Genomic DNA, 15,596 nt, shown 5'->3' on the forward strand with positions numbered 1-15,596 from the left:
TCCGAGAAAACGTCTCCGCAAATGCGGAGGATGCACCGATTCTATCGACTCGTCTGCGGAATCAGGCGGCGTCACTGCGACGGAGGCGGCGGCGATGCGACCAGGTGCGTCGCGGAGGCGGCGAGCTCGCGCACCCGGTGCTCGCCGAGCGCAGGGCCGGCGAGCAGTCGCCCACTGCGGTCCAGCAGCACTGCCCCGGGGGTGCTGCCGATGCCGAGCGTCTCTCGCGCACCCGCGACCCCGTAGAGCGCGCGATCCGCCAGATGCGGATACGCCTCCTCGAACACCGAGCGCGCCGCACTCACCGCATAGGCGAGGACGGGGCCGGCGTCGCCGAGGAGCGCGTCGAGCCCGGCCACGTCGGCGAGGAGGCTCTGGCACGAGCCGCAGCTCGGGCGCACGAAGACGATGAGGTGCGGTCGATGCGCCGCGAGCACCATCGACTCCACCACCTCGCCGTCGGGACGCACGACCTCGAACGAGGGAAAGCTGCCGGGCGCGGGCACTCGGGAGGGGGCGCTCGGGAGGGCCGTCGCCCGGGCGGCCGCGGCCGCGTCGAGCGCCGCCGCGCGCACGCGGTCGCGGGCCGTGAGGTCGGTGACCGCGAGCAGGCCGACGGCGAGCACGCCCGTCACGGCGAGCCACTCCCGCCCGCCCGGCTCGCCGAGCGTCTCGAGCGGGGTCGGTGCTCCGAGTGCTGCCGCGACGAGCGCCCCCAGCGAGGCCGCGAGCAGGCTCGCGTTGCGCGCCACGAGCCCTGGACCCACCCGAGTGGTGCCCCGCGCGCCGAAGCAGCCGCAGTCGAAGTCGTCGCCGCGTCGCCACGCGCGCACGGCCATCGCGAGGAAGCCGGCGAGCACCACGGCAGCGGCGGCGACCGCGAGCTCCGACCACGGAGTGGGACCGGCCACGATCAGCACGCCGACCGCGATCTCGACGCCGACGAACAGGCGTGCCCAGCCGCGCGTCGCGAGAGCGGAGGGGAGCCGGAACCGGCGCGCCGCCTCCGCCAGCTGCGCCGAGCCGCCCAGCTTGGCGAGCCCCGACGCGAGGAACGCGGCGGCGACGACGAGCGGGAGCAGTACGAGCGCGGACATGCAGACTCCGAGAGGGCGACGGGCGGGTGGACGCCGATCGTCTCAACCGCTCGGGGGGCCAGGACGGTGATGGCACGGAACGCCCTCGAGGAGGCGAGGGGACGGTCCACATGGTCCTCTCCGGTCATCGGCGCCGGACCTCTCCGGCGGCGCGTCGGGGCTCCCTGGGTCGACGGCGGCGCCGGAGCACTACCGTTGCACTATGGCGTCCACCGATTCTTCCGATCCCACCCCCGAGGCAGAGACCGCACCTGCTCTCACCTTCTCCGATCTCGGGCTCAGCGATCCCGTTCTGAAGGCCCTCAAGGAGGTCGGCTACGAGACGCCCTCCGCCATCCAGGCTGCGACGATCCCGTCCCTCCTCTCGGGTCGCGACGTCCTCGGCGTCGCCCAGACCGGCACCGGCAAGACCGCCGCCTTCGCGCTGCCGATCCTGTCGCGCCTCGACCTCTCGCAGAAGACCCCGCAGGCGCTCGTCCTCGCACCGACCCGCGAGCTCGCGCTGCAGGTGTGCGAGGCGTTCGAGCGCTACGCGTCGGGCCTGCGCGGCGTGCACGTGCTCCCCGTCTACGGTGGCCAGGGCTACGGCACCCAGCTGTCCGCACTGCGCCGCGGCGTCCACGTCGTCGTGGGCACCCCCGGCCGCATCATGGACCACCTCGAGAAGGGGACGCTCGACCTCTCGGCGCTCAAGTTCCTGGTGCTCGACGAGGCCGACGAGATGCTCAAGATGGGCTTCGCGGAGGACGTCGAGACGATCCTCGCCGACACCCCGATCGAGAAGCAGATCGCGCTGTTCTCTGCGACGATGCCCTCGCAGATCCGCCGCATCTCGGGCAAGTACCTCAAGGAGCCCGAGGAGATCACGGTCAAGAACAAGACCACGACCTCGGTCAACACCACGCAGCGCTACCTGATGGTCTCGTATCCGCAGAAGGTCGACGCCCTCACCCGCATCCTCGAGGTCGAGAACTTCGAGGGCATGATCGTCTTCGTCCGCACCAAGAGCGAGACCGAGACCCTCGCCGAGAAGCTGCGCGCGCGCGGCTACACGGCCGCGGCGATCAGCGGAGACGTGGCCCAGGCCCAGCGCGAGCGCACCGTCGAGCAGCTGAAGTCGGGCAAGCTCGACATCCTCGTCGCGACCGATGTCGCCGCGCGCGGTCTCGACGTCGAGCGCATCAGCCACGTCGTCAACTACGACATCCCCATCGACACCGAGTCGTACGTGCACCGCATAGGCCGCACGGGCCGCGCGGGGCGCAGTGGAGCGGCGATCAGCTTCGTGACGCCGCGCGAGCGCCGCCTCCTCTCGGCCATCGAGAAGGCGACCCGCCAGCCGCTCACCGAGATGCGCATGCCGAGCGTCGAGGACGTCAACGTGACCCGTCTCTCGCGCTTCGACGACGCGATCACCGCGGCCCTAGCCGACGCGGAGCGCTTACAGCGCTTCCGCGACATCATCGGGCACTACGTCGAGCACCACGACGTGGTCGAGTCGGATGTCGCCGCGGCCCTCGCGATCGTCGCCCAGGGAGAGGAGCCGCTGCTGCTCTCGCCCGACGACCCGCGCTTCGCTCGCCGTGAGCGCGACGACCGGGAGGCGCGCCCCGAGCGCGACCGCGGAGATCGGGGCGAGCGCTTCGACCGTGACCGGGGCGAGCGTCCCGAGCGCCGTCAGCGTCCGGCGAACAGCAATCTCGCCTCCTACCGGATCGAGGTGGGCCGCCGTCAGCGCGTCGAGCCCCGCCAGATCGTGGGTGCGCTCGCGAACGAGGGTGGTCTGAACCGTGGAGACTTCGGGCACATCGACATCCGCCCGGACTTCTCGATCGTCGAGCTGCCGGCCGATCTGCCGCAGGACGTGCTCGACCGTCTCGCCGGCACGCGCATCAGCGGCCAGCTGATCGAGCTCAAGCCCGATCGCCGACCGAGCCGCGCGGGCGCCGACCGCGGAGGCCGCCCCTCCGGCCCGTCACGCTCCAGCGAGCGCCCCGAGCGCACGCCGCGCTACTAGACGTCTCCGCTCCGCGGGAGGCCGTCGACGACCGCGGAGCGGAAGGATCGGCGATCCGATCGGCTCAAGCGCCTGCGACCGGCCTCCGGTCCCACGGTGCCGCGATTGTGCGGGCCCGCTCAGCCCGCGAGGGCCTCGGCCGCCGCGGCCTCGTGACGCTCGAGCTTCTTGGCGATCGCGTCGCGCTCGGCGCGCAGTGAGGCGATCGTCGGCTGGTCGAGTCGCGGATCGGCGAGGTCGGCGAACGGACTGGCCGCTCCGGTGCGAGCGGAGACGAGCGCGGCGTAGACCTTCGTCGCCGCTCGGAGCTCGGCCCCCGCGCGCTCGACCTTCCGCGGGTTCGACTCCTTGTCGCTCACGAGCCGGGCGTGCTTGTCGAGGGCCGCTACCAGGGCGTGGTGCGCGACGTCAATCTTCTTGCTCATAGGCGCATTATGTCTCAGGATCGCCTCACGAGGCGAGGCACCCGAATCGGGGACAGCTGCGCGGGGAATTACGGCGGCCGTGCCGCTGTCATGCCGCTCCTTCGAGGTCGATCCGAGGGAGATGCCGAACCCCAGGCCGGGCGAGCCCCCTCTCGATCAGGCTCGCGCCCTCGAGCCTCGATCTGGTTCAACGGTCGGATGATCGACGCCACCAGCGCCGCCCCCACGCATGGCGGCGTCACCTCTCCCTCATGCTCGACGCCTACCGGGCCGAGCGGGCGCATCCGATCTCCGAGCCGCCCATGACCGAGAAGCAGCTTGACGACGCGAGGGTCCGGCTCAGCGAGACGGACTGAACGAGCCTCCCGCCGCCGTCCGGAACCGAGCGGCGGCGGGACGCACTCAGACGGGGCCGGAGCCGCGGGAGACCGGGGTCGAGACCGACGAGGCGGCGGCGCTCGCCGAGACGGCGCCGAGGACGCGCTGCACATCGAGAGCGTCCGCGAACGTCGGAGTCGCCTCCGTTCCCCCCGCGATCGCCTCCACGAGGTCGACGACCTGGTGGGTGAAGAGGTGCTCGTAGCCGATGCCGTGGCCGGTGGGCCACCATGCCGACATGTACGGATGCACGGGCTCGGTCACCTGGATGCGACGGAAGCCCTGCGCCTCCTCCGGGTCGCGGGCGTCGTCATACTCGAGCTCGTTCATCCGCTCGAAGTCGAAGGCGATCGAGCCGAGCTCGCCGTTGACCTCGATGCGGTTCGCATTGCGACGACCCGTGGCGACGCGGGTGGCCTCGAAGACGCCCAGGGCGCCTCCCTCGAACGCGGCCGTGAACGCGGCAGCGTCGTCGACGGTGACGGCGCCACGCTCGGCTCCCTCCTCGGCCCGGCCGCCGAGACCGGACTGCTGCGCGAGCACCGGCCGCTCGGTCGTGAAGGTGCGCAGCACGGCCGAGACGGAGGTGATGCGCTGGCCGGTCAGCCACTGGGCGGTGTCGATGCTGTGTGCGCCGATGTCTCCGAGCGCGCCGGAGCCCGCGCGTTCCTTCTGCAGACGCCAGGTCAGCGGCGCCTCGGAGTCGCTGAGCCAGTCCTGCAGGTACTGCGCCCGCACGTGGCGGATCTCGCCGAGCCGACCCTCCTCGATGAAGCGCTTGGCCAGTGCGAGCGCCGGCGTGCGGCGATAGCTGAAGCCGCACATCGCCACGCGACCGGAGGCGGCGGCCGCGGCGACCATGCGCTCCGCCTCCTCGACGGAGTTGGCGAGCGGCTTCTCGCAGAGCACGTGCTTGCCCGCCTCGAGCGCGGCGATCGCGATCTCGGCGTGGGTGTCGCCGGGAGTGCAGATGTCGACGAGGTCGACGTCGTCGCGCGCGATCACCTCGCGCCAGTCGGTGGAGGCCTCGCTCCAGCCCAGTTGCTCGGCGCGCTCGCGAGTCGTGTCGGGGTTGCTGCCCACCAGCACGGCCAGTTCGGGCCGCAGGGGCAGCGGGAAGAAGCGGGAGGCGGTGCGCCAGGCGTGCGAGTGGGTGCGGCCCATGAAGGCGGTCCCCACCATCGCGACACGCAGGGCTGGTTCGTTCGACATCGTCGTCCTTTCGTCGGCCCCTCGACCCTGACACGACTCCGCGCGCCGCGCCACAGCCGTGGCGCCTGCGTGACAGTGGGCGGCCCGTCGCGGGCGGCCCGTGCGCGTGGTGCACACGGGCCGCCCGCGACGGATCGCGCCGCCTCCGAGGACGGTGCGGGTCAGACGCGCTTGAGCGTGACGGGCGCGCTCGTGGCGGAGTTGCCCGCCGTGTCGACGGCTCTCGCTGTCAGGGAGTACGAGCCCTTCGCGAAAGCGCTCGTGTTGAGTGTCAGCACCCAGGTGCCGTCGGCGGCGCGCGTCGCGTCTCCGACCCTGGTGGTGCCGACCCAGTAGCTGACTCCGGCGACCGCCGTGTCGTCCGTCGCCGTCGCCACGAGCGTGACGACTCCGGTGACCGATGAGCCCGAGGTGGGCGAGACGATCGCGACGCTCGGCGGGGTGCGGTCGACGGGGGTGGGCGTCGGCGTGGGCGTGGGCGTCACCGTCGGGGTCGGGGTCGCCGTCGGCGTCGGAGTGGCGGTCGGCTCCGGCGTCGGAGGCGGCGCCGTCACTCCGCCGAACTGGTCCGCCCCCGCGGTCCGTGCGCCGAAGGTCTGCCCGTCGATGTCGGCCGCGGCCGAGGTGGCCGTGCCCCAGCCGGGGATCTGCGTGGCCGCGGCACTGCGCACGTGCAGGTCGCCCGTCTCCTCCGACACGTAGACCGGAGCGCCCTGCACGTTGCCCTGCTGGTTGAGCAGCGCGGGGGTCGCGCAGATTTTGGTGTTCCAGTTCGTCACCACGGTGTTCGTCATCGGGCTTGCGCACGACGAGAGATAGTCGACGACGTTGCGGTCGAAGACCATGTTCTTCGCGCCGCCGACGCGCAGGGCGCCGTTCGCGAAGGTGTTGTTGCGGATGAGCAGGCCGTCGGCCGACGCCTCACGGAAGTCGGCCGCCGAGCCTCCGCGGCAATCGCTCGTGAGGACGATGCAGCCCTGCACGAAGTTCGACTCGACCGTGATGTCACCCATCCCCGCGCCGCCGCCCGGCGAGAAGATGATGCCCGCGTTGTAGCAGTTGCGCAGCTGGTTGCCGCGCAGCGTGACGTTGTGGCTCTCGAACACCTGGATGCAGTCGGCGTGCAGGCCGTTGTCGATGTTCTGGTCGAAGTCGTGCACCAGGTTGTTCTCGATGAGGCCGTTGGTGGTGCCTCCGACCTGGATGCCGTCGATGGACGAGCCGTTCTCGAACTCGGAGTCGCGGACCACGACGTTCGCGCTGCGCACGAAGATGCCGGCGCCGTCGATGTGCATCCGGTTGACCGTGATCCCCGAGCCGTAGGTGTAGAAGGTGCTGCGGGAGAAGATGTCGTTCCACACCGTGTTGGGCGTGTAGACCTTCGTCGACCCGAGCACGGGGGAGGCGCCGGGCGCAGGCTGCACTGTGACCGGAGCGGCGACGGTCGCCTTGCCGCCCTTGAGCGCCACCGTGGGGTAGGTGCCGGAGGTGAGAAGCACGGTGTCGCCGGGCGCCGCGTTCTGCACCGCCGTCGTGAGCGCGCACGGGGCGCTGGAGGTGCAGGTGGTCCCGGTTCCGGCAGGGGAGGCGTAGCGGTTCACGGCCGCGAAGCTGGGCGTGGCCGTGAAGAACGCGGCGATCACGACCAACAGTGCGGCGAGAGTCGCGCTGAGCGTTCGATTCATGGGCGGGGTGTCCAATCGGGGAAGGGGTGAGCGGGGACTCGGGGCAGGGAAAGGGACGGGGGGAGCCGCGTGCCGCGGGCCGCGTCGGCCGTTCGGGGGACGACTCCGTACACTGGGCGCGGCGGGAGCGTCGCCGCCGGCCGAGCATCACCGAGCGTCGTGCCGTGATGCGCCCGACCGGATGATCTGCTGCTGCTGCGGCGACGGAACGCAGCGGAGAGAGACGAGGACGGCTCTGCGGAGCCGGGAACGGTGACGCTGTGAGCGCAACGGGTTCGCGAGTTCGGACGATCCTGGGAGGTCTGCGCTCGCGCACGGCTCCGATCTTGAAGAGCCCGACGGTGCTCTCGCTCGGCGCCCGCGCCGTGTTCGCGGACGCCCGTCGGCTGCGCGGCGCGCGGCGGCCCGGCGGTCGCGCTCTCCTGATCGCGCCTCCGGGTGCGGGGAACATCGGCGACGCGGCGCTCGTGGGCGCGTTCCTCGAGAACGTGGGCGGACCGATCACGGTCATCACGCGCTACCCGGGCGATCTGCGCATCCCGGCCGAGCACGCCGACCGCGTCGAACTCGTCGCGCTGGGGTCGCTGCTCTACGGCGGCCTTCCGAGCTTCGTCCGCGACCTGCGCCGCTTCCGCGCGATGCTGCCCGGCGCCGCCTCCGTCTCTATCGTGGGCGCCGACATCATGGACGGCGCCTACAACTTCCGCGCCTCGACCAGCCGGGCCCTCGTGGCCCGCAGCGCGGCCCTGGCCGGAGTCGACACGCGGGTCCTCGGTTTCAGCTGGAACGGCTCGGCGCACCCGGCCGCCCTCGCGCAGCTGCGAGAGGCCGACCGCGCGGGCGCGACCCTCTACCTCCGCGATCCCCTCTCGGTCGAGCGTGCCCGACGTGACGGGCTCGACGCGCGGCCGAGCGCCGACATCGTGTTCTCGGCGCGCTCCGTCGACCCGGCGCGGGCGGAGGCGGAGCTCGCCGCGCTCGACACCGGAGTGGGCGTCGCGATCGTGAACGTCTCTGGCCTCATCGACACCGACCAGACGGAGGCGTACGTCGAGATCATCGGCGGACTGCGAGCCCGAGGGCTGGCGGTCGTGCTGCTCCCGCACGTGATCAAGCGGGGACCCGACGACCTCGCGGCGTGCCGCCGGGTGTACGCGGCGCTGCCCGACACGACGGGGGTCGCCTTCCTCGAAGAGGTGCTGACTCCGGCCGAGGTCCGCGGCTTCACCGAGCGCGCGACCGTCACGGTCACGGGGCGCATGCACCTCGCGATCATGTCCCTGATGAAGGGCGTGCCCGCGATCACGCTCGCCACACAGGGCAAGGTCGAGGGTCTCATGGCCTTGGTCGAGCTGCCGTACCTGTGCGTCGAGCCCGGCGCCGGCCTCGCGCAGCGGGTGGGGGAGGCGCTCGAACGCGTCCTGGCCGATCGGGACGCCGTCTCTGCGGCCGTGCTGGCGAAGCTGCCCGCCGTCGAGGCGCTCAGCGCCGAGAACTTCGCCGGTCTTCCTCGCGCCTGAGCGCCGGGGGGCGGTCGCGGGGAGCGGGGGCACGAGTGTCCTTCCGGCGTCGGGTGCGGGGCTCGTCCTCCGCCCACGTCGGAGAGGGAGAGGAGTCGCTCGAGGGCACGGTTCCGAGGCTGTCCGGCACCATGCAGCGACCCTAAGCGGGCTCCGGCCGGCCTTCCTCTCGGTTGAACCTTCCTCCGGAGGCGCGTCACCCTTCCAGGGGTAGTCCCGCGCGACGACGCGCCGGGAGCCGCGCTGCCCTCGCGTAACGCCCGCGTGCAGAGCTCTCGACCGCGCACGACGGAGGAGGGGCGGCGACGCTCGGCGCCCCTCCCCTCCCGACCTCCGTCATGGACGCGCGCTACGCCCCCGCGCTCTCCTCGGACTCCTCGGTGATCTCGATCTCCGACTCGTCCGCGCGGTCGCGAAGGGCGTCGGCCATCGCGCCTGCGCCCTCCGCGCCGTGATCGTGCTCGACCTGCTCGATCAGTCCGCTCAGCTTCTCGTCGTTGCTCGCGTCGTCAGCTCCGTCCATCACAGGCCGGTTCTGCTCGGTGTCGCTCATGGTGACCTCTCTCGGCGCGGCCGTCGCTCGGCCGTCCCCCTGCGACGCTACGGCGCACCGCGCGCCGCCGCCGTCCCTTGACTCCGCGCCCCTCGCCTGCACGCAAGAACGGCCCGCCCTCCCGAGGGAGAGGGGCCGTTCCTGCGTGCGCTCCGGTCGCCGTCCTACTTCAGCGTCACCGTCACGGGTGCGCTGGTCGTCGCGTTGCCTGCCGCGTCGACCGCTCGCGCGGTCAGCGGGAACGTGCCACGCATGCCGCTCGTGCTCATCGTCAGCGACCAGGTCGAGCCCGAGAGGAGCGTGCCGTCGCCGACACGGCGGGTGCCGACGTAGAACGCGACGGCGATGACGGCGGTGTCGTCAGTCGCCTCGACGGTCGCGGTCGCGACCCCGCTGAGCACGGCGCCCGTGCTCGGCGAGGTGATCGCGACGGTCGGGGCCGTCGTGTCGATCACGGGCGGCTCAGGCTCGCCAGGCTCGGCGGGCTCGGACGGTTCCGTGGGCGGCTCCGAGGTCTCCGGGTCGGGGACGGTCGGGTCGGGCGTCGGCGTCGAGGTCGGGGGAGCCGTCGGAGGCGTTCCCGACACCACGGCGGCGTGCGCGCCGGCGGCCGTCGACGAGAACGGCGTGCCGTCGATGTCGCGATCGGCGGCGGTCGTCGAGCCCCAGCCTGCGACGAGCCCCTGGCTGCCGTCCACGAGATGGAGGTCGCCGTTGTCCTCGTCCACGAAGCGCGGGCTGCCCTGCACGTTGCCCTGGCTGCCGAGCAGCGCAGGCGCCGCGCACATCTTGGAGTTCCAGGAGGCGACGATCGTGTTGGACATGGGGCTGTCGCACGCGGCGAGGTAGCTGACGATGTTGCGGTCGAAGACGGTGCCAGCCGCTCCTCCTACACGCAGGGAGCCGTCGGCGAAGGTGTTGTTGCGGATCAGGAGCGCGCTCGCCGAGGGCTCGCGGAAGTCGGCCGCCGAGCCTCCGCGGCACTGCGCCGTCTTGACGACGCAGCTCTGCACGAAGTTGGACTCGACGGTGATGTCGCTCATCCCGTCACCGCCGCCGACCGAGAAGATGATGCCGGCGTTGTAGCAGTTCGCGAGACGGTTGCCGCGGAGCGTGACGTCGTGGCTCTCGAAGACCTGGATGCAGTCGGCGTGGAGGCCGTTGTTCTTGTCCTGGTTGTAGTTGCGCACGACGTTGTTCTCGACGAGCACGTCGGTGGCTCCGCCGATCTGGATGCCGTCGATCGACGAGCCGTTCTGGAACAGCGAGTCGCGCACGACGGCGCCGTCGTTGCGGACGAAGAGGCCGCCTCCGTCGAAGGAGGACGACTCGACGGTCTGGTCGGCGCCGTAGAGGTAGAAGGTCACGGCGACGGTGATCTCGGACCACACCACGTGGGAGACGTAGCTCTTCACCCGGTTGAGGACGGGCGAGCTGCCGGGCGCCGGGGTGACGAGGAGCGGGGAGGTGGCCGTGGCCTTGCCGCCCTTGAGCGATACGTCGGGATAGGTGCCGCTCGTGAGGTACACGGTGCTGCCGGCGGGTGCGTTCTGCACTCCGGTCGAGAGCGAGCACGGTGCGCTCTGGGTGCAGACGGTGCCGGACCCGGTGGGCGAGGTCCACCGTTCGGCGAGGGCTGCCTCGGCGGGTGCCGCGAACAGCATGGCGATCAGCACCGCGAGAGCGAGGACGATCGCTCCCGCCGTCAGTGGGGGAGAGGGCGTGGAGGGTGTTGCTCTGGCCATGGCGGTGACTTCCGTTCGACTCGGGCGGGGCGGGCGAGGGTGTCCGGAGCGCTCTCAGGTCGAGCCTCGATCTCACGGCGGCCCGCGTCGTCCCTTCTGGGGAGGGCGACGGGACCTCCGTGTCACGGCGTTCCGGGCGGGAGGTGCGTCTGGTGCGGAGTGACAGTGATGGTCGGGGTAGCCGGTGCTGCGTTCGTGCTGCCGTCGGCAGCACCGGCTCGGCTCGGGGGGTGCGGGGTCAGTTCCTGACGGTGAGGGTGATGGAGGCGCTCGAGCCCACGTTTCCCGCGGCGTCGCTCGCCTTGGCGACGACGGCGTAGGTCGCGTTGGGCCAGTTCTTGCTGTTGGCCGTCAGCACCCAGCTGCCGTCGCTCTGCTTCACGGCGTCGCCGAGCTTGGTCGATCCCGACCAGAACGCGACGGCCGTGACCGCCACGTTGTCACTGGCGTTCGCGACGAGGGTGACGGTTCCGGCGACGGTGCTCTGGCTCGCGGGAGAGACGATCTTGGCCTGCGGCTTCACGGTGTCGACGCCGGAGGTGGGGGTCGGCGTGGGCGTGGGCGTGACCGTGGGGGTCGGGGTCGGGGTCGGCGTGACCGTCGGAGTCGGAGTGGGCGTCGGGGTGGGCGTCGGGGTCGCAGTGGGTGTCGCGGTCGGGGTCGGCGTCGCGGTGGGCGTCGTCCCCGTCGGGACCGTGCTCACCCCGTACCCGTAGTAGCGTCCCGAGACCGGCTGGCTGGGGTCGCCCACGAAGGTGCGCCCACGGAGGGTGGCCGCCTTCGCCTGCGCGATCACCTGTGCGATGACCTGGCGCGGAGCCATGCCCGCGCACGACCCTCCGGCCGCGAGACAGTCGAGCACGACGCCCGAGGCCGCCGCGGTCGACATGCTCGTGCCGGTCTGGATGTAGGCGTAGGTGTTGCCCTTCTTGGTGGTGTACGGGCAGGTGCCGGGGGCGGCGATCGTGTGCGCCGCGTCGGCCGCCGAGGCGTAGTTGCTGTTCAGCGTGTAGTTGTCGTCCTTGGTGGTGACGTTCGAGCACGGCACGGCGGCGAGCGAGCCCGGCTTGCCGTCGTAGTTGGCGAAGTTCGTGACCGCGAGCACCTCGTCGTAGGCGGCGGGGATGTACTTGCTGAGGTCGGTGGCCGAGTTGCCCGCGGCCGAGACCACCGTGACGCCCTTGCCGACGAGGTCGCAGACGGCCTGGTGGATCGCGTCGCCGTTGGTGAAGCCGCAATTGCCGTCGTCGACCCCTTCGGTCGCGAGCGACATGTTGACGACCTTGATGTTGTACGTCGCCGCGTTTTGCGACACCCAGTCGAGCGCGCACATCAGGGTCGAGATGGTGCCCTTGTTGCCCGCGTCGAGCGCCCGGACCGAGTAGATCGGCGCGCCGGGGGCGATGCCGACCGTTCCGGAGCCGTTGTCGAGCGCGGCCATGTAGCCCGAGACACCGGTCCCGTGGCCATTGGCGTCGTCGGCTGTTCCGGAGCCGAAGCAGTTGACCTGTCGGGCGAGGTTGTAGTCGGGGTGCGCGCTCACTCCGGAGTCGATGACCGCGACCGCCGGCCCGTTCCACGAGGTGACCCCGTCGCCCGCGAGCACCGGCGCCTGGTCGGCCTGCGCGGTGAGAACGTGCGAGGGGACGGTCTGTGCGGCGCCGTCGACGACCTGGTCGGCGGGCGAGAGCGCGAGGACTCGGCTGTCGGCGTCGAGGATCGCGTGCTGGCGTGCCGTGAGCGATGCCGTGAACCCGGCGACGCCTCCGGTGTAGCTCGCGTCGAGGCGCAGACCGAGCGCGCGGACGAGACTGCTCGACACCGAGGAGGAGTCGACCGTGACGACGTAGCGCCCGGCGTCGGCGGCCTGCGCGGGAGCGGCGGTCGCGACGAAGCCGGCGGCGAGAGCTGCGGTCACCGCGGTGGCGGTGAGCACGCGGCGCAGTCGCCCGGCGGGGCGGAGGCGCGAGGTGGAGCGGAGGATCACGGGAGACCTGTTCTGTGGAGCGGGCTAGGGAGCGAGGAGCTGGACGGCTGGCGGCGAGGCGACGCGGGGTCGTCGGCCAGGACCGAGGAGAGGCGGTACGGAGGAAGGGAGCGGACCGCGTCATCACGGCCGAGGGAGGCGGGCAGGCGTCCGCAGCGCCGGTCAGGAGTGGCCGACGACCGTCCGGCGGAGACGCTGCCGGGCGATGCTGAAAGGACTCGTGTCCCCCAAGCTAGCGGGTCCCAGGTTTCCGACGCATGACGTTCTACGGATCGTTATTCAGCGACACGCCGGCGCGGAGACCCCAGAACGAGGCGGTATACCTCGATCGTCGCTCGCGCGATGGCGTCCCACTCGAGCGCGGAGAGGTCGGCGCGCGCCTCCGGCGAGACCTCGCGCTCGTCGAGCCAGCGCAGTCCGGACTCGAGCGCGTCGCCGTCGAATCCTCCGTCGTACAGTCGCACCCACTCCGGACCGACCAGCGCCGCGAGCTCGTGCATCGCGCCCAAATCGGGGACCAGCACCGGCCGGTCGGCCGAGAGCGCGAGAATAGCGGACCCCGAGTTCTGGATGGCCGAGTAGGGCAACACCACGAGGTCGCTCGCGCGCAGCCAGAGAGCGACGCGCTCATCGCTGATGAACTCGAGCTCCAGGCGGATGCGCTCGTCGCCGGCCGCCGCCTCCTCGATCGTCGCGCGCAATGGACCGCGAGCCGGGTTGCCCGCGATGGCCAGCAGGGTGCCGTCATCGTCGCGCTCGCGGAAACGCGAGACGAGCGTCGGCACGTTCTTATAGGGGCGGATCTGCCCCACCGAGACGACCAGGCGCGCGTCGGGGTCGAGCCCGAGCCGCGCGCGCGCCTCAGCCCGCGAGGGCGAGAAGTCGTAGTCGTGCCGATAATGCCCGTGCGGAGTCACATACGCGGGCACCTCCGCGAGCTCCGGGTATGAGCGGCGCACCGCGGTCACCCCCTCTTGCGAGAGGCAGAGGATCGCGTCGAGCTGGGAGGTGAGCAGCCGGCGGTACCAGTTGCGCAGGAACGGCGTCGCCCGCTCCTCGTGAGAGGCCACGTTGTGGGCCGTCCACACGAGCCGCGTGCCGCGGAGGCGCGCCACGCGCAGGAACGCGAAGAAGAACACGAGCCGCGCCACGATCCGGTAGCGGCGGACTCCGCTGAGGAAGGTCAGGTCGGGCCAGTGCAGATGCACCACGTCGACCTTCGCGAGCAGCAGCCTCGCCCACGAGAGGTCGCGCACCTCCACACCCTCGGCGGCCATCGCCGTGTAGAGGCGGGCGTTGTAGGGGTTGGCGTAGCGCGTGCGGAACGCCGGCTCCGCCTCGATGCGCAAGTGCCGGCTCACGGGGCTCTCCTGGGCCAGCAGTCCGCGCAGGCGGGTGCGGAGGCGTCCGCGTAGCGTGCGCGTCCCTCCCGCGGTCACCGGCTCGCTCCCGTGCCGGGCACGCGACCGAAGAGCGTGCGCTCCGCCTCCGGATACCCCACCCGCCAGTCGCGTCGCCGCTGCCAGACCTCGGTCCAGGCGCGGCGCTCGCGGCGGGTCGCCGCCTCAAGACCGGCGCGCACCAGGGCGCCCGCCTGCAACAGGGCGATGCCCATCCGTGCCGAGGCGGGGGACCACGAGAGTCGGAGCATCGTCGCCTTGCCCGCCATCACCATGCACATCTTGCGCCCCGAGTTGCCTTCCGTCGCTGCGTCTCGGGTCGAGGCGCCGACGTCGTGCACGATCACCGCGGACGGCACGATCACCGGCCGCAGCCCCGAGCGGCGGGCGCGGATCGAGAACTCCGCATCCTCTCCGTAGAGGAAGAAGCGCTCGTCGAGGCGCCCCACCCGCTCGTACTCCGCACGCTCGATGAGCAGGAGGCAGCCGGTCACGATCGGCACCTCGCGCACGCTGTCGCGCTGCCAACGTCCGAGCGACTCCGGGTCGAGCAGCGGGTTGCCGCGGAACGCCGTCGAGAGCATCGTCGCGAAGCTCACCAGCGACCACATGCTCGGCGCCCCCCAGCACGACGACGGATCGACGGAGCCGTCGGGCCGCAGGGTCCGACCGCCGTAGACGCCGTAGCGGGGGTTCGCGACGGCGAACTCGATGAGCGCCCGGAGCGAGCCCTCGAGCAGGAGCGTGTCGGGATTGAGCAGCAGCACGAATCGCTCCTCGGATACGGCGACACCCCGGTTCACCCCCCGTGCGAAGCCGACGTTGTCGCCTGCCTCGATCACCGTCACCTGCGGGTGCGCGACGCGGATCGCCTCCGCGCTGCCGTCGACCGAGCCGTTGTCGACGACGATCACTCGCGGAGGCGTCGGGGCGTCGCCGAGCGTGATCGAGTCGAGGCACGCGAGCGTGTTCTCGCGGGTGTTGTAGCTGACGATGACGATCGCGAGGCTCGTGTCGGCGGGGTCGATCACGCGGGGCTCAGACACTGCTCGCCTCCGGTCGCTGGCCGATCACGCGCGCGGGTACGCCGCCGGCGATGCACTGGGCCGGCAGATCCTTCGTGACCACAGCGCCTGCGCCGACCACGGCTCCGTCGCCGATGGTGACCCCTGCGGTGACGACGACGTTCGCTCCGAGCCACACGTCGCGGCCGATCACGATGTCGCGCTCGATCTTCGGCTGGTCCATCACGGGAGTGCCCTGCACGATGCCGTAGTTCGAGGCGGTGACCGTGACGTTCGGGGCCAGGAGGCATTTCTCGCCGAAGGTGATCCGACCGCTGGTGTTGCCGGCCCAGATCACCGAGTTCTCGCCGATGTGCGTGCCTGCGCCGATCGTGATCCGCTCCGCGTTGCGGAACGACACCGTCGGTGCGAACGACACCCCGGATCCTCGGCGCAGTCGCGGCACCTGCAAGGCGTGGCTGTACGCGTGGAAGTGCAGCAGGCGCACGACCTGCAGGTAGCTGCGCAGTCGCGTGAGCGTGCGCAGCGGACCGCCGCCCTGGCTCATCGGGT

At 71.6% G+C, this 15,596-nt stretch carries 12 protein-coding genes; 2 read left to right on the forward strand and 10 right to left on the reverse strand.

Annotated elements, in window-relative coordinates; translation table 11 throughout:
* Positions 1 to 71: 71 nt before the first annotated feature.
* Positions 72 to 1,097, reverse strand: coding sequence for a TlpA family protein disulfide reductase (locus ITJ45_RS01715; RefSeq protein WP_194607119.1), 1,026 nt, complete (start codon positions 1,095 to 1,097; stop codon positions 72 to 74).
* A gap of 202 nt (positions 1,098 to 1,299) precedes the next feature.
* Here ITJ45_RS01715 and ITJ45_RS01720 point away from each other — a divergent pair, with 202 nt between their 5' ends.
* Positions 1,300 to 3,114, forward strand: a complete 1,815-nt coding sequence (locus tag ITJ45_RS01720; protein ID WP_194607120.1) for a DEAD/DEAH box helicase — start codon at positions 1,300 to 1,302, stop codon at positions 3,112 to 3,114.
* 119 nt (positions 3,115 to 3,233) lie between these two features.
* Here the strand turns inward: ITJ45_RS01720 and ITJ45_RS01725 are convergent, their stop codons facing one another.
* From ITJ45_RS01725 to ITJ45_RS01740, 3 genes are all read right to left on the reverse strand, one after another.
* On the reverse strand, positions 3,234 to 3,539 hold the full coding sequence (locus ITJ45_RS01725) for a hypothetical protein (RefSeq protein ID WP_194607121.1): 306 nt from the start codon (positions 3,537 to 3,539) through the stop codon (positions 3,234 to 3,236).
* 402 nt (positions 3,540 to 3,941) lie between these two features.
* Entirely contained in the window at positions 3,942 to 5,129 is a 1,188-nt protein-coding gene (locus ITJ45_RS01735; RefSeq protein ID WP_194607122.1) for a Gfo/Idh/MocA family protein, read from the reverse strand.
* A 161-nt stretch (positions 5,130 to 5,290) separates the two neighbouring features.
* Positions 5,291 to 6,814 (reverse strand): Ig-like domain-containing protein, encoded by a 1,524-nt coding sequence (locus ITJ45_RS01740; protein ID WP_194607123.1) that lies wholly within the window; start codon positions 6,812 to 6,814, stop codon positions 5,291 to 5,293.
* 326 nt (positions 6,815 to 7,140) lie between these two features.
* On the opposite strand from ITJ45_RS01740, the gene ITJ45_RS01745 reads away from it, so the two are divergent.
* Positions 7,141 to 8,334 carry a polysaccharide pyruvyl transferase family protein gene (locus ITJ45_RS01745; protein WP_194607124.1) on the forward strand — a complete coding sequence of 398 codons (1,194 nt, stop codon included), beginning with the start codon at positions 7,141 to 7,143 and terminating at the stop codon, positions 8,332 to 8,334.
* A 349-nt stretch (positions 8,335 to 8,683) separates the two neighbouring features.
* Here the strand turns inward: ITJ45_RS01745 and ITJ45_RS01750 are convergent, their stop codons facing one another.
* From ITJ45_RS01750 to ITJ45_RS14270, 6 genes are all read right to left on the reverse strand, one after another.
* Positions 8,684 to 8,887 carry a hypothetical protein gene (locus ITJ45_RS01750; RefSeq protein WP_194607125.1) on the reverse strand — a complete coding sequence of 68 codons (204 nt, stop codon included), beginning with the start codon at positions 8,885 to 8,887 and terminating at the stop codon, positions 8,684 to 8,686.
* A gap of 164 nt (positions 8,888 to 9,051) precedes the next feature.
* Positions 9,052 to 10,632, reverse strand: coding sequence for a right-handed parallel beta-helix repeat-containing protein (locus ITJ45_RS01755; protein ID WP_194607126.1), 1,581 nt, complete (start codon positions 10,630 to 10,632; stop codon positions 9,052 to 9,054).
* A 238-nt stretch (positions 10,633 to 10,870) separates the two neighbouring features.
* Positions 10,871 to 12,619 carry an Ig-like domain-containing protein gene (locus ITJ45_RS14265; RefSeq protein ID WP_194607127.1) on the reverse strand — a complete coding sequence of 583 codons (1,749 nt, stop codon included), beginning with the start codon at positions 12,617 to 12,619 and terminating at the stop codon, positions 10,871 to 10,873.
* A 275-nt stretch (positions 12,620 to 12,894) separates the two neighbouring features.
* Entirely contained in the window at positions 12,895 to 14,058 is a 1,164-nt protein-coding gene (locus ITJ45_RS01765) for a glycosyltransferase family 4 protein (RefSeq protein ID WP_194607128.1), read from the reverse strand.
* Positions 14,055 to 15,065 carry a glycosyltransferase family 2 protein gene (locus ITJ45_RS01770; protein ID WP_194607129.1) on the reverse strand — a complete coding sequence of 337 codons (1,011 nt, stop codon included), beginning with the start codon at positions 15,063 to 15,065 and terminating at the stop codon, positions 14,055 to 14,057. Before ITJ45_RS01770 ends, ITJ45_RS01765 begins: the two co-directional genes overlap by 4 nt.
* The gene (locus ITJ45_RS14270; protein ID WP_194607130.1) at positions 15,058 to 15,591 is read right to left on the reverse strand and encodes an acyltransferase; all 534 of its coding nucleotides are present in this window, start codon (positions 15,589 to 15,591) and stop codon (positions 15,058 to 15,060) included. The genes ITJ45_RS01770 and ITJ45_RS14270 overlap by 8 nt, the downstream gene beginning before the upstream one ends.
* Positions 15,592 to 15,596 lie beyond the last annotated feature (5 nt).

Origin of the sequence: Rathayibacter sp. VKM Ac-2879, from assembly GCF_015351245.1 — a bacterium.
Lineage (GTDB): Bacteria > Actinomycetota > Actinomycetes > Actinomycetales > Microbacteriaceae > Rathayibacter.